Here is a 14,756-nt window from a genome sequence, read left to right as displayed (position 1 = left end):
GAGCACCCACCGAACCGTAATAGTGAGGTTACGAGCGCCCTTCCAAAACCAGCCTTAGTGGCTGATCTCGCTCACCGGCTCGATCAGCTGCGGGCCGAGATGCAGATAGCGCGTGGTCTTGCGCTTGGCGGCGATGTCGGTCCAGACGAAGCCGACCTGCTCGGCGGTGAGGCCAGCGGCGGAAGCGACCGCGTCGGCAGACAGGCCGTTGTTCAGCCCGTAGAGGCATAGGTCCATCTTGTCGTAGGGCAGTGAGAAGTAGAACTCCTCCTGCGACTGCGGCAGCGAATAGGTGTCGGTGGTGGGCGGACGGCGACGCACTTCTTCCGGCACGCCGAGGTATTCGGCCAGCTGATAGACCTGCGACTTGTAGAGATGCGCGATGGGCTTGATGTCGGCCAGACCGTCGCCGCCCTTGACGAAGAAGCCCTGGTCGTATTCCAGCCGGTTCGGCGTACCGATGACGGCGAAGTTCAGCCGGTCGGCGTGATAATATTCGATCTGCTTGCGGGCGCGCTGCTTCATGTTGGTGGCGGCGACCACGCCGAGATAGGCTGACGGCGTCATGCGCACCGTTCGCTGATTACCCTCCGGATCCTGTACGACGAGCTGCGAGATGCTGAAGCCGTCGCCCGACAGCGAGTTGGCGATGACAACCTTGGAAGCCCAGCCCTCCCCGTATTCAGGAACGATCTCGCGGATCGACGCATCGCGGCGCTCATAGCAGCCGAAAGCCTTGAGCGCGGGCCCAATGTCTTCCAGCTTGGCCTCGATGCCGAAAGTGTCGGCCACGGCCTTGCCGAGGCGATGGCTCAACGGGTCGGAATCGTTTTCCGGCGTGAACACGGCAAAGACGTTCTTCGAGCCCACCGCCTTGGCGGCGAGTGCGGCGCTGACGCTGGAATCGATGCCGCCCGAAATGCCCAGCACGAAACCGCGCCGCTTGAGCTGGGTGCGCAGCAGATTGCGCATTTCGGCGGTGATGCGTTCGACTTCCGCTTCAGCGTCGATGACGAGTGTTTCGGGGGAGAAAGGCTTGGCGTGTGTGTTCATCGGGCAGGTTCCATTGTCTCCGCGGCGAGCCGGCGGCTCACCTTGCCGGTGTCTGTCTTGGGCAGTTCCTGGCGGAATTCCACCACCTTGGGAACCATGAAATCTTCGAGATATTTCGCGCAGTGCCGGATGACATCGCGTTCGGTCAGGTCAGGATCGGACCGCACCACCATTGCGCCGATGGCATGCCCCAGGACCTCGTCCGGCACACCGAAGACCACGGCTTCGGCGATACCCGGACAGGCGTGAAGGACGATCTCGACTTCCTTCGGCGCGACCTTCTCGCCGCGCGTCTTGATGATGTCGTCCTTTCGACCGAGGAAATAGAGATACCCCTCCTCGTCCATGCGGAACAGGTCGCCCGTGTAGAGCACCTTCTCCCACGGATTGGCGCCGGGGCGCAGCATCTTCCTCGTCGCTTCCTCGTTTTCCCAGTATCCCTGCATCACATGCGGGCCACGGATCACGAGTTCGCCCGGCACATTGGGCGCCACGGGCTTGCCGTCGTCGTCGACGACGAAGGCTTCCGTGTTCGGAATGGCGATGCCGACCGATCCCGGCCTGTGGTCCAGCTGCTCGGGCGGCAGGTAAGTGCAACGCTTGCATTCCGTCAGCCCGTACATCGAATAAAGCCGCGCGCCGGGAAACAGCGCTCGCAGCGCTGCGATGTGCTCGGCAGGCAACGCCGCCGCGGTATTCGTGAGATACTTTACGCTGGGCAGGAAACCCGGCTCCAGCTCGCGCATCTGCAGCATCAGTGCCGCCATGGTGGGCACCAGCGGAAACCCGGTGACCCCCTCCCGGCGGATAAGGTCGAAAATCGCGTGGGGAAAGGCGAAGGACTTTTCCAGCACCAGCGTGGCGCCCATCTTGACGGCCATCAAGAGCTGGTAGAGCCCATAGTCGAAGGCGAGCGGCAAAACACACAGGATGATGTCGTCGGCGCGGTTCTCGACATAGGTGGTGATCGATGTCGCCGCGGCCACGACGTTCCGATGCGTCATCATCACGCCCTTGGGGCGCCCGGTCGAACCGGAAGTGTAGATGAGCATCGCCAGATCGACATCGATGCCGCCATGCCCGACCGCCTCGGCATTGCCCGCAAGGGCATCGCCCGCAAGGGCATCGTCGAACGCCATCACACCGGTCGGCAAGGGTCTTGGCCCGGACGTGGCGACAATGAATCCGCTCCAGCCCGCAGCTTGCCCCGCCTCTTCGACGACACCAGCCAGACGGCCAGTGGTCAGCACCGCCGACGGCCGGCAGTTCTCGATGATGAAGCCGAGCTTGTCCGCCTTGGTCGACGGGTTGATCGGGCTGAAGGTGGCGCCCGCCTTGAGCACGGCGAAAATCGAGACCGCCGCCTCCCAGCCATTGTCCATGAACACCAGCACGCGGTCGTTGCGTGCAACGCCGTTGGCCGCGAGCGTGGCGGCAAGGCGCGACGACAAGGCGTCGAACTCGGCATAGGTCAGGCGGTGATCGCCAGCGACAAGAGCGGTCTTGCTCCCGTAGAGCCGGGCGCTCTCCGCAAGATATCGCTCGTAGCGCATGATACCGCCCCTCCCAATCCGTGCGATCAGGCGGCCGCGGCCGACTTGCTCTCGAGGAAGGCCGCAATGCGTGCGACGGAATCGAGATTGGCCGGAACGATCTCCGCATCGGCCATGGTGATGCCGTAGCGGTCTTCCACGAAGGCGACGAGTTCGAGCACGCCGGTGGAATCGATGATGTCGTTGTCGATCAGCGATGCCTCGTCGTCCAGCTTGTAGGTGGTGTCGCCGAACAGGAAGTTCTCGATGATGAAGGCCTTCACGGCCGCTTTCGTGTCGCTCATAATGTCATCCTTGGGTTGTCAGGCAGCAAGCGATTTGCGGGAGCTTTTGCCCACAAAGGCCTGAGACCAGAGTTGAGTTGAAAGAACGCCGACGAATGCGGCGTTGTCGCGGAAACCGGTGACGTTGCCGGCGCGTACCTTGTCATGCAGCTTGCGCACCGCCTTGGCGTTGAACAAGCCGGTGCCGGCCAGCGCCTCGTCGCTCAGCGCTTCGTTGACATAGGCCAGGTCGCCGGCGCCGATGAAGGATTCGCTGTCGGGCGCACGATAGGGCTGCTTGGTGCGCTTGCTGATCAATTCGGGCAAAAGGTCCTTCGTCGCCTCGCGCAATATGTGCTTTTCCACCAGCCCCTTGAGCTTCATCTCCGGCGGCAGGCGTGTGGCGAATTCGACCAGACGGTGATCGAGGAACGGGAATCGCCCTTCTATGCCATGCGCCATCGCCATGCGGTCGCCCTGGCTCGACAGGATGTAGCCCGGCAGCAGGAAGCGGCTCTCGAGATATTGCCCCTGATGCAGCGGGTGCCAGCGCGAAAACGCTTCCGGCAAGCGCTCGACCAGTTCGGCGGTGGCGTCGTAGCCGTCCAGTTCCGCCTTCAGCTCTGCCGAGAAGAACAGCTTGGCCGCCGCCGTGCTGCGGAAACGCGGCCGGTGCGAATAAAGCGGGTCGTCGAGCGGGTCGTTGTTCGCCCCAAAAAACGCCGCGAGATATTCCGCCGATTGCTGTGCAAGTCCAGGGATGTAGGGGTAGAGCTTGCGGAACAGATGTGGCCTGATCGTGGAACCGGGCTGGCGCGCGCAGAAGCGGCGGACGCGCGCTTCCTTGAAGATATCGTAGCCGGCAAACACCTCGTCGGCGCCCTCGCCGGTCAGCACCACCTTCAGCCCCTGCTCGCGCACGAGCCCCGAAAGCTTGAACAAGGGTGCCGGCGCGGTGCGGATGATCGGCCGCTCGGTGAAACGGATGACATCGGGGAACACCGCTGCGATGTCGCCGTCGCTGCAGGCGACCGCGTGATGCCGGGTGCCCAAAGCCTTCGCCATTTCCTGCTGGAAGCTGCTCTCATCATGCTCGGCACTGCCGAAGGTGACGGAGAAGGTGTGCAGCCCCTCGGCTGCCATCGGCACCGCAAGCGCCGATGTGATCGACGAGTCGAGCCCACCCGATACATAGGCTCCCACCGGCACGTCTGCCCGCATGCGGATGCGGGTGGCGTCGCTCAGAAGCGCGCGTAACTCCTCGGCGGCTTCATGCTCGTTGGTATGAAGCGGCGGCGCGCCGGCTTCGGGGAAATCGAGTTCCCAATAGGGCCTTGTCTTGAGGCCCTCGCGGTCGATCAGCATCGCCCAACCGGGTTCGAGTTCGCTGATGCCCTTGAAGGCGGTGCGCGGCGCAATCGGGGCCCAGAGCGTGAAAATCTGGTCGAGCGCCACCGTGTCGATTTCGGCTGCAACCCCGGGCACTTCCAGCAACGCCTTGACCTCGGATGCGAAGTACCAGGTGTCGGCAACCTTGGTGTAGAACAGCGGCCGAACGCCCATGCGGTCGCGGGCGATGAACATCGACCGCCGCCGCTCGTCCCAGATAGCGAAGGAAAAATCGCCGTTGAAGCGAGTGACGCAGTCCGGACCCATCTCGTCATAGAGATGCAGGATCACCTCGGTGTCGCTGCCGGTGCGGAAGTGGCGGCCCCGCGCCTTCATCTCGTCGCGCAGCTCGACATAGTTGAAGATTTCGCCGTTGAAGGCGATCCATAGCTCGCCCGTCGAATCCGACATCGGCTGCTGGCCGTCCGCGAGGCCGACGATCGAAAGCCGTGCGTGGCCGAAGCCGAAGCCCTTGCCGGAGTGATGGCCGTGCTCATCGGGACCGCGATGGGCAATCGCCGTCGTCATGCGACGCAGCAACGTCCCCGCTTCTTCCGGGGCGACGTCGTGGCCGCAGTATCCGACAAATCCGCACATTAAGTCTTAGCCCATCGAGCCGTTGTTTTCGGGATTGCTTATAATTGCCGTGCCGGAAAAAAGAGTAAACCCGCCTGACCAAATGCGCTGGAAATTCCGGCCTTTCCAACAATGGTGAATTTTGACTTAAACTGTTTCCACCTTCATTTCATCGGCAGCGTTCCGGGAAACCCGCGACCCGTCACCGCTCGATAAGGAAAAACGTCGTCGGCCCCGATGGCGTATCGTTGCTGATCTCGGCGGCGAGTTCGTCCGAGCCTTCGGCTATCGGCTTATGCACCTTGCCGTCGAGCCCGACGGGCGAAATACGCCATGGCCCCTCCATCCCCTTGAGCTGGATGTCGACAGATCCCTTGCGGATCAGCACCGGCAATGTGCCGAAATTCTCGATGATTTTCTCGTCCCTGTCCCGGAACCGCATCCCGGTGTTGCGCGCGTCGGTGGCAAAGACCAAAAGCAATTTTTTGCTTTCAGCGATAGAAGCAGCGTCGTCCAGCACGGAGACAGCCACCATGGCGTTGCCGTCTGCCTGGGCGATGGTCAGCGCCCCTAGCTCTAGGGGATCGCGCAGCGTGGAGAAGGCAGCGCCTTCCGTCAGCGCCGTGGAAAGCCGCAACTGCCCTGCCCGCTCGTCGAGCAGGATTTCGCCCGTAGCGCTCTCGAAGCGCCCGGCTTCCGCATCCGTGCCGTTCTGCGCCGTCACCACGCCCGTCTCGCGCAGCGCGTTGAAAACAGCGCCGAAGCTGTTGCTCTGCCGAGGTTGGCCGACGAAGATCTTGCCATCCATCTTGGCCTGCGCCTGCAGGCCGATGCCGGTCACCAAGGCCAGCGCGGTCAGGTTTTCCGGCTCGCGCGCCTGAGCATCCTCGGTCAGGTCTTCCGTACCGCTCACCGCGAACGGAATCTGCATGCTCGCCGTCTTCACGTCGCCGCGCCGATAGGTCAGCGCGGCAATCGTCTCCGAAGCACGCGCGATCGGGTCGAGCGCAATCGCATAAGGCAGCATCTGCCGCTTGTGCGGAAACGGCTCGCCATAGGCCAGCACGATGGGACCATGACCGTGCCTGCACAACACGTCCCAGCCCTGAAGGGCCGCGTAAGACGGCATCACCAGCCCGGCCTCGTAGCGGTACCGGCTCCAGAACAGATGATCGTATTCGGTGACGATGAAGGGCCGGCCGATCCAGCGCGCGGCGGCGATCATTCGCATATAGTTGGCGCCGTCTGCGATGGAGCTGGCCTGCTCCAGCTTCGCGCCCGGCATATAGCTGCCGACCCAGTCCTGATAGGTGTTCATGGTCACCGCCTGCAGGTTCTGGCGGCTCAGCCCGGTCTGAATGGTGGGCCAGTTGTTGTAGGTGCTGATCTCCCCGCGATAGCCGAGACCGCGCAGGAAGCTGCTCATCTCCTCGGCGGTTTTCGTTTCGACCTCGACGAAGAAGGCCTGCAGGTCCCGAATGCGCGGGCTGTCATTGTAGCGGTCGGGCGGCAACTCCACCGAGCCGTTCTCGATGCGCTCGCCGCTCTTCAGATCGGGCCATGCCTCGGCCAGAGCCCGGGTCGTCTGGTATTTGCCTTTCAGCCAGGCGTTGAAAGGCGCGCGCAGCGCCTCGTCATAATGCGGGTGGCCGCGCTCGCGCACGATGCTGTCGAACTCGATGCCGTTCTCGTTGGCCAGCACCACCAGTGCCAGCGCCTCATCTTCGATGACGCGCTTTTTCGTATAGGGATTGACCGAGCCGAGGATTCTTTCCTGCAGCATCTTCCAATGCTCGAAGGTCGCCGGATCGAGATGCAGCTTCAGCTTGATGTCGCTCGACGGATCCCAGCGATCCTCATAGCCGCCATAGGCGCCGCGCCAGGACGAAAGCCCGTCCATGATCCAGTAGATGCCGTTCCTCTTCAACGCCGCCAGAAGATAGTGGAAACGGTCGAGCACCTCTGGATCGAAATCGAAGTCGCGCGCACGGTCTGCCATCAGCGCGGCATCCGCGAAATGGAAACGCGCAATGTTGTAGCCATGCATGGCGAGCTGCTTGGCATAACGGTCGGCCGTGTCATGATCGGGAAACCCGCCCGACGCCGGGCTCCAGGCCAGCGACGCGCACAACAGGCGCTCCGGCTTGTCGGGCGTCGCCTGGAAGGACAGCCGCCCATCCGGCGTCGTTACGATGCTGCCGGTCTCCGCGATGGATGGATTTGGTAGAAAAGCCGAGAAATCCAGCGGGCTTCCCGGCGCAACCTCCAGCGATACCTCGCGCACCGGCAACCATTCCTGCGCCCCGGCGATGCCGGGCAGAAGCGACAGAAGGAGGGCGGCGGTTGCGGCGGCCTTCACTGTTTCTGCCCCATCATCTCGCTCTCGATCCAGTCATCCGGCTTGCGGCGGCTCTTGAAGAAGCCCAGCGGCAGGGCGGCGGCATGGAACAGCCACGCCACCACGGTGTAGAGGCCGAGCTGGAAGCTGCCCTTGCGCCAGCTCATCAGCGCCACGATAGAAGCTGCTAGCGCCACCACAAGCCCAAGAGCGGCCAGCTTACCGGGCATGAAGATCAAAAGGCCAAGCGACAGCAGAATCCAGGCATAGACGAGCACCCACAGCTTCAGTTCGGGCAGATCCTTCACCACTTGGCTGAAGTAGGGTTTGCCGAAGGATGCGCGCAACACCTCGCCCGAGCCGCGCAGATATTTGCTCTTCCAGCGGCGCACCAACAGCTTGTAGGAGTTCATCGTATGGCCGAAATGCTGCACGAAGCGCCGGTCCAGCCGATACAGCTCCCAGCCGGCGGCGCGCAGCCTGGCGCCCAGCTCGAACTCTTCATGGCCATGCAGATTGCGGTCCGACAGATAGCCGACGCTCTGGATCGCCGCGCGGCGATAAAGCCCCCCGCCATTCATCCGGTCGATGCGCCCGGCGCGCAGTTCCGGCGCGTTGCGCTGGACGCGGCGGGTGAATTCGAGATTGCTGACCAGCATCTCCTCGATGTGGCCCGTCACGCCGCCGGCCTTTGGATTGGCCTCAAGATAGGCCAGCGCCTCCGACAGAAAGGTCGGATCGAGGATCATGTCGCCGTCGAGCAGGCACACGGCCTCGAAGGTGGAATACTGAAAGCCCAGTTGCGGGCCGATGCCGCAGCTTGCCTGGGCGGGCGCGCGAATCTGCGCGACGATGACGGGATAGCCGGAAGCGATCTCGATTGTCCTGTCGGTCGAGCCGCTGTCGGCAACGATCACCTCGCCCTTGCCGTTGGGCAGGCCCGCAAGCGCGCTCTCGATGGTCGCGGCGATCCGCTTCTCTTCATTCAGCGTCTTGATGATGATCGATACCGACATCGCGCCTTCCTCCCTCTTTCTCGACCTGGCTGCCCGATACCGGCTTTCGCATCTTTTCTACGACGTTGCAGCAGAACCAGCCGATCGTCGCGCCGACCATGCCACCGGCAGCCTTGACCAGCATATCCATCATGCGCGGATGACGCTCAGGCGACAGTCCTTGCAGCACTTCGAAGCCTGCGGCGGCGGCGATCAGAATGGCGAAAACCTGCAAAAGCCGGTGCGGATAAGCGAATGCGAACAGGAAACCGATCAGCGCGAACGCACCGGCGCGTTCGAAATGAACCGGCATTCCGCTCTGCGGCCGGTCGGCAATCGGCGATATGGTGACCGCCAGCACAAACAGCAGGAGCAGCCAGGCTGCGACCATCGCCGCCCGTCTCATGCCTTCTGCCCGTCACCGCTCTCGGCCAGCACCCCCGCCGGCCGGCCGCTCAACAGTGCGCGATACAAGGCAGCGGTCCTGTCGGCCACGACAGACCAGCCATAGTCGCGCTTCACCCGCTCGATCTGGCGTTCTGCATCCTCTTCCGAGAACGGCACGGCCAGCTTGCGCTGCAGCGCCTCCGCCAGCGCCTCGATATCGCCGAGCGGAAAATAGTCGCCTTCCGGCAGCTTCAGTTCCTTGTTGGCGACGATGTCGCTCGCCAGCACCGGAAGTCCGTTGCCCAGCGCCTCGAGCAGCGCAATGGGCATGCCTTCGTGGCTGGAAGGCAGCACGAACAGCGCCGCATTGGCAAACAGTTGCGCCAGCGCCTCGCCGGACTGGAAGCCGGTGGCGACCACACCGGGCGTAGCCGCCGCGCGCGCCATGACCTCTTTCTCATAGGCATCGGGATGCTCCGAGCCGCCGACGATGGCGAGCTTGAAGCCGCCCTTCTCGGCCATCGCGGCATAGCCTGCGATAAGGTCGAGCTGTCGCTTTTCGGGCACCAGGCGCGCAGCGAGCATGATGTAGCGCCGCTTTTCCAGCCCGAAACGGTCTATTGTGTCGGTGCGTGTCGGCCTGAACCCCACGGTCACGCCGTTGGGCAGGAAATGCACCGGCACGTTGAAGCGCTGCTGCATGGTGCGCGCGATCTCCGCCGACACCGCAATGCGCAGTTGGGAAAACCGCATGCCGCCGCTCTCGCCTGCCCGCAGGATCGCCTTGGCGAAGTTCGACCATTTGTCGCGGTCGTAGTCGTAGCCGTGATGCGTCACCGTGACCTTCAGCCCGAACAGCCGCGCCAGCGGCGTCAGCAGCGCGGGACCGACGGCATGGATGTGCAGGATGTCGGGCCGCTTCCAGGCGGCATAGAGCACGCCGAGCCCGGTATGCAGGATCGTCTCGGTGTTCTTGCGTTTCGGCGCCCAGAGCGGTTTGACCGTCACGCCACGCCAGGTCGAAACCTCCTTTTGCGGCAGATAAGGTGCGCGGCCGAGCACTTCGACGTCGAAGCCATGCTCGACGAGAAGCGGCGCCAGCGCCTCGACATGGCGCTCGATGCCGCCCTGCACGTCGGGAATACCGCGCAGGCCGAGCATCATCACCTTGGGTCTCGCCGTCTTTGCGGTGGCGCTCATGTCTGCTCCACTCCAAGGCTGCGATAAAGATCGAGCGTCCGGCTGCGATAGGCCTCGGCGGAAAAGTTCTCTGCGACCATCTCTCGCCCCTTGGCACCCAGTCGCGCTCGCCCCGCCGCGCCAAGCGATGCCATCCGGCTCAGCGCCGAGGCAAGGTCGTCGGCATCGCCGCTGCGCGCGGTGAAGCCTGTTTCGCCTTCCACGATCATTTCGGGAATGCCGCCGATCGCCGCACCGATGACCGGCGTGCCCATGGCATAGGCCTCCAGAACGCTGATCGGCGCGTTCTCATACCATTCGGACGGCAGCACCAGCGCGCTCGCCTGGCCGATCAGCCTGTGCAACGCCTCGCCCGACACATAGCCGGCAAAGGTCACGTCGGCGCCAAGCTCCGCAACGAGAGCCTTCAGCATCGCCTCGTCCGGTCCCGTGCCGGCAATCACCAGCCTCTGGCCGGCTTTCGCCGCAGCCCGGATCAGCGTGGCAATGCCCTTTTCCGGCGCAAGACGTCCGGCAAATAGGAAATAGCCGCCATCGTCCCAGTCCGAGGACAAATGGCTGACGTCGATGAAATTCGGAATGTAGGCCATCTTCTCGCGCGGCCATCCCCACTCCACCAGCTTCTCGATATAGAAGCGGCTGGGCACGACGAGGCGATCGACCTTGTGGCGATAGAGCCCCAGCCCGCGATGCACCATGGTCTCGGCGAACACCACCGCGCTCAACGACAGGGAGTCCTTGATGCAGCGGTAGCGGGCGACATTGTAGATACGTCCCCCTTTGCACGCCTCGCAGATATGGCCGTCGCGCAGCATCTTGTACGCCGGACAGGCGAGCTTCAGGTCATGCACCGTCATCACGACAGGCACCTTCGCCGCCTGCAATGTCGAAAAGATCGACGGCGAGATATGGTGATAGACATTGTGCGCATGCGCGATGTCGGGTCGGGCCTTCTCCATCAACCGCTGGAGGTTTCGCTGCGCCTCGAAGGAATAGATTACTTGCGTCGCCTGCTTGGCCTTGGTGAGAAGACCGCTTTCCCGACCGTATTCGATCTCCGAAACGAAATAATCCGACCATGGCGACGGCAGATTGTGCTCGTGCTGCATGGCGAACGGCATCACCTCCCAGCCGATCTCCTCGAACAGCTTCATATGGTCGAAGAACACCGCTTCCGCGCCGCCGCGGCGGTAGAAGTAGTTGTTGACGGCGAGGAGACGCGGGTGCGGTTTTGCCGTCATGCCGCCTCTGCCTTGCCTTCCAGCCGGTCTAGCGCAGCACAAACGGGAAGGATCTGGCAACCCTTGGCAACCGCATGGCTGACCAGACGCTCCAGCGTCTCGGGCTTGCAGCCATAAGGCGTCGGAAAATCGGCAATGTCATGGGTGAAGAAGATCAACCAGCCCGGCGTCTGCGCGACGTCGTCGATCCAGCGGGTCAGCGAACGCGCGTGATCCTCCGGCTGACGAATCTCCACCGCCTGCAGCGCGATGGGATCCATCGCATTGCGGTTGATGCCTTCATTGGCCGCGCGGCAGCTGCGAAAACGACGGCGCAGCATGGCGCGCGCCAAAGGCGACATCGCATTATAGGGAAAGGCAAAATTCTCGGCCCTGTCCACAATCTGCTCGCGCGCCAGCATCGCTCCGTTCTTCTCGATGTCGCGCCTTAAGCCACCGGGCGACAGCTTCCACGCCTTTCGGTGGGCATAGGTGTGGCAGCCGATCTCATGCCCGCGCCGGGCCAGTTCCCGAGCCCCCTCGGCATCGATGATGTTGCGGTACGTTTCCTTGGTACCCATCAGGCTGCCGGAAAGGTAGAAGGTTCCCAGCGCGCCGTAGCGCTCCAGTATGGCGGCACCGTTGGTCAGCGCCGTATCGGGAACGTCGTCGAAGGTGAAGCTGACGATCGGCACATCCGTGGCAATCGCCTGAGATTTGCGCACGGTGCTCCAGCTGTATTTGTTGATGACGCGCGACGCCAGGGTGTCGAGCCTGTCCGTAAAACCACTCATGTCGCCGTCGCCCTGCCTGCCGCCTCCCGGCCGACAAGCGTTGCCGTCGACTGGAAGCGAAACCCGTATAACCCCACCACGAAGGTAAACCACAAGACGTTACCACCTTCATAAAATAAACTCTCAAGTCCTGCATGAAACAGACCGTAGAGCCATACACGAAGGAAAAATCTCGTGAGGTTTGGACTCGCCTGCTTTGCATCTATCCTCGAAATGTCGCGAAGCGGCATGAAGATGATCCAGAAGATCGTCAGCACCAGGCCGGGTATTCCGGTGGCGAGCAGGATATCGACAAACGAATTGTGGCCGTTCGCGGCCGCGACGGCCCAGGTCTCGACCTGCCCGCCGCTGTAGAGCAGTTCTTCGGTCTGCCAGAACGACCGGAATCCGTAGCCGGTGAATGGATGCTCGGCGATGGCGGCGAACGCGAAGCGCCAGACATCGGCCCGGTTGGTGAAGGTCGCATCGATACCCAGGCTGGCGACGAACTCACCGAAGGGCCGGTAGACGCTCGACCCGACGGCGAAAAGATTGAAAGCCGCGACCCCGCCCACCACCACTGGTATCCGCAGGACCGGAAAACGCTCGACGATAAAGGCAAGCACGAGAATCAGCGGCAGCATCGCCGTCGAGGTCTTGCCGCCGGTCTGCATCAGGAAGAAGGCCGCCAGGGCGAAGATCACCGCGCCAATGATCCGCGACCAGGCCCTCATGACGAACAGGCCAAAGAAGGACATCAGCACCATCGCCGCGGCAGCGCTGTTCTTGTGGGGGAAATGCCCGCGCCACAGACCGACATTCATCGGCTCGCGCAGCTCGGCTGCCTGGTGGATCGAGAACTGCGGCAGCATGAAGATGCCGTAATAAGACAATCCCAGCGCGGCCAGGCTGCCGATGGCCAGCATCTTGGCGAAGTGCTTTTCCGACGCCGGCAGCATGAGATAGATGCTGGCGTTGACGATCATCATAACAGCCAGGATCACCGATTTGATGCTGTTGCTGGAATGCGCCGACATCACCGAGACGAACAGGAACCAGAGGAAGATCGTTGCCAGCAAGATCCGCGGCTGCAGGATCATCCGCCGCATCGGATGCATGACGCCATAGACCAGCATGCAGCCGAACAGCAGCAGAAACACGATCTGGTTGAGGCGGTTGGAGTTGCCGGCCGACGGGTCGAGCACCGCCTCGCCGGTCAGGTCGTAGAATGGCGTCAGCGAAATCCAGGAAAACAAAAACAGCGCCATGAACAGCACTGTGCCGATCGCCTTCCTGTCGACGATCGGCGCGGAACTCGATCCTGCCGCAGCACTCTCCATTGCAGCGCTCCGTCAGCGCGCCGGAACAGGTTCCGGAGTGCGCATAAATCTCATGAAGCCGAACAACAAGGCCAACCCCACTCCGAGCGCAATGCCGACAAAAGCGCCCGCGGCAAGCAGGATAACCGTACGCGGCGGCCAGCTGCGGGCCTGCGGCGGAACCGCCTTGGAGATGACCTGAATGTTGGACGTATCGAGCTGCTGACGCTCCGTTACCTGCTGTGCGCGTGTCAGATAAGTCTCGTAAAGGGCTGCGCTGGCCCGGGCTTCGCGCTCCAGCGCGCGCAGCCGCACCTGCGCCTCGTTGTCCGAGAACACATTCGACTTTTCCGTTTCCGCGCGCGCCCGCAGCGCATCGAGCGTCGAACGCGCCTGGTCCATGTCGGCCTTCGCATTGCCGAGAATGCGGCGCGCCTCGTCGGTGATGGACTGCTGGACGATGCCCAGTTGCGACCGCATCGAAACCAGTCGAGGATGGCGCGCACCCAGGTTCATCGACAGCGAAGCGACCTGCTGCTGCAGGGTGCTGTATTCGGCGCGCATGCTCGTCAGCGCTGGCGACTGCAACGTCGCAGCGCTCACCACATCGCCCTGCTGCACAGCGGCCCGAACCTCGTTGTAGTGGGTTTCGGCCTGGATCAGCCGCTGCTGCGCGTCCAGCACCTGGATGTTCAGCTCGGTCGCAAGGCGCGTGCTCAGGAGATCGCCGCCGCTCGTGCCTTGCAGGCCGTGCTCGCGTCGGAAGGTTTCGACACGATCCTCCGCATCGCGCACATTGGTGCGCAGCTCGTCGAGACGATCGTTCAGGCTGGTGGCGACGCGGGCGGCACTTTCGGCAGACGACTGGAACACTTGCTGCTGGAAGGCTTCGACGATGGCATCGGAAATGCGCACGGCTTTGGCCGGATCCTCGCTCCAGACCTCCAGTGAGACGACGAAGGATCGTTCCTCGCGCCGGGCCGTGATGCGCTCGTTCAGCGCCCGCAGGGCGGCGAGTTCGTTATCGGTGACCGGCTCGGGCTCGATGCCGAAATAGGACATCAGCGGCGCCCAAGGACCGGGGCCGACGAATTCCTTGTCCTGCGTCAGGTTCAGCCTTTCGATGACCCTGGTCATGACATTGCGAGAGGTCAGCACGCGAAGCTTGCTCTCGACCTCCAGCAACTGCGTGTCGCGCTGCGGATTGCTGGCGAAAACGTCGTTCTGCACCACCTGAAGGCTGGTGGGATCGATGACCAGATCGGTGTAGACCGTATAGCGCGGCGGCGCGAACTTGGCATAGGCATAGGCGCCGCCGATACACAGGATGGACAGCAACACGATCCAGGCGAGGCCACGCTTGACCCACTGGAGAACGTCGAAGACACCGATCGCAGCTATGCGGTCCATGAAAGCGCTGTCGGCGGTCACGACCGGGGCCGTTGGTTCCGGCGCTACGGGCTCGGATTCCCCTCCCGGCTGCGCCTTGGGCGAGATGACGCGCGGCTGGGTATAGCTTGCGACCTGTGGCTCTTCATGCCCGGCCAGATCCAGCAACGATCCGCCACCGGCGCTGGGGGCTATCGCTTTGGCGCTGCCCGCCTGCCGTTCCCGGATTTCCGATGGCTTGTACATTGCGTTTTCCCCTGAACCCCGGGACCACCTGCAGTTGATCAATGGCAATTTGATG

12 protein-coding genes are annotated in these 14,756 nt (G+C 63.0%); all 12 read right to left on the bottom strand.

What is annotated here, in order from left to right:
- Window positions 1–54: 54 nt before the first annotated feature.
- Window positions 55–1,053, bottom strand: coding sequence for an NAD(+) synthase (gene nadE, locus ICI42_RS09775; RefSeq protein WP_188164350.1), 999 nt, complete (start codon window positions 1,051–1,053; stop codon window positions 55–57).
- Window positions 1,050–2,606, bottom strand: a complete 1,557-nt coding sequence (locus ICI42_RS09770) for a class I adenylate-forming enzyme family protein (RefSeq protein WP_188164349.1) — start codon at window positions 2,604–2,606, stop codon at window positions 1,050–1,052. The genes nadE and ICI42_RS09770 overlap by 4 nt, the downstream gene beginning before the upstream one ends.
- Before the next feature lie 26 nt (window positions 2,607–2,632).
- Window positions 2,633–2,890, bottom strand: a complete 258-nt coding sequence (locus ICI42_RS09765) for an acyl carrier protein (protein ID WP_188164348.1) — start codon at window positions 2,888–2,890, stop codon at window positions 2,633–2,635.
- 18 nt (window positions 2,891–2,908) lie between these two features.
- Complete coding sequence (gene asnB, locus ICI42_RS09760; RefSeq protein WP_188164347.1) at window positions 2,909–4,855, bottom strand: asparagine synthase (glutamine-hydrolyzing); 1,947 nt, start codon at window positions 4,853–4,855, stop codon at window positions 2,909–2,911.
- A gap of 181 nt (window positions 4,856–5,036) precedes the next feature.
- Window positions 5,037–7,193 carry a glycoside hydrolase gene (locus ICI42_RS09755; RefSeq protein WP_188164346.1) on the bottom strand — a complete coding sequence of 719 codons (2,157 nt, stop codon included), beginning with the start codon at window positions 7,191–7,193 and terminating at the stop codon, window positions 5,037–5,039.
- On the bottom strand, window positions 7,190–8,188 hold the full coding sequence (locus tag ICI42_RS09750) for a glycosyltransferase (protein ID WP_188164345.1): 999 nt from the start codon (window positions 8,186–8,188) through the stop codon (window positions 7,190–7,192). The genes ICI42_RS09755 and ICI42_RS09750 overlap by 4 nt, the downstream gene beginning before the upstream one ends.
- Window positions 8,154–8,573: a VanZ family protein gene (locus ICI42_RS09745; RefSeq protein WP_188164344.1), complete on the bottom strand. Its 420-nt coding sequence runs from the start codon at window positions 8,571–8,573 to the stop codon at window positions 8,154–8,156. Before ICI42_RS09745 ends, ICI42_RS09750 begins: the two co-directional genes overlap by 35 nt.
- The gene (locus ICI42_RS09740) at window positions 8,570–9,754 is read right to left on the bottom strand and encodes a glycosyltransferase family 4 protein (RefSeq protein ID WP_230980238.1); all 1,185 of its coding nucleotides are present in this window, start codon (window positions 9,752–9,754) and stop codon (window positions 8,570–8,572) included. Before ICI42_RS09740 ends, ICI42_RS09745 begins: the two co-directional genes overlap by 4 nt.
- On the bottom strand, window positions 9,751–10,995 hold the full coding sequence (locus ICI42_RS09735; protein ID WP_188164343.1) for a glycosyltransferase family 4 protein: 1,245 nt from the start codon (window positions 10,993–10,995) through the stop codon (window positions 9,751–9,753). Before ICI42_RS09735 ends, ICI42_RS09740 begins: the two co-directional genes overlap by 4 nt.
- The gene (locus tag ICI42_RS09730) at window positions 10,992–11,768 is read right to left on the bottom strand and encodes a polysaccharide deacetylase family protein (protein ID WP_188164342.1); all 777 of its coding nucleotides are present in this window, start codon (window positions 11,766–11,768) and stop codon (window positions 10,992–10,994) included. The genes ICI42_RS09735 and ICI42_RS09730 overlap by 4 nt, the downstream gene beginning before the upstream one ends.
- The gene (locus ICI42_RS09725; RefSeq protein WP_188164341.1) at window positions 11,765–13,087 is read right to left on the bottom strand and encodes an O-antigen ligase family protein; all 1,323 of its coding nucleotides are present in this window, start codon (window positions 13,085–13,087) and stop codon (window positions 11,765–11,767) included. Before ICI42_RS09725 ends, ICI42_RS09730 begins: the two co-directional genes overlap by 4 nt.
- Before the next feature lie 12 nt (window positions 13,088–13,099).
- Window positions 13,100–14,701 carry a GumC family protein gene (locus ICI42_RS09720; protein WP_188164340.1) on the bottom strand — a complete coding sequence of 534 codons (1,602 nt, stop codon included), beginning with the start codon at window positions 14,699–14,701 and terminating at the stop codon, window positions 13,100–13,102.
- Between the last annotated feature and the right edge of the window lie 55 nt (window positions 14,702–14,756).

This window comes from Oryzicola mucosus, from assembly GCF_014534685.1.
Taxonomy (GTDB): domain Bacteria; phylum Pseudomonadota; class Alphaproteobacteria; order Rhizobiales; family Rhizobiaceae; genus Oryzicola; species Oryzicola mucosus.
Note: the sequence above shows the minus strand (reverse complement) of the source record. Positions and strands in the feature narration are given on the sequence as shown.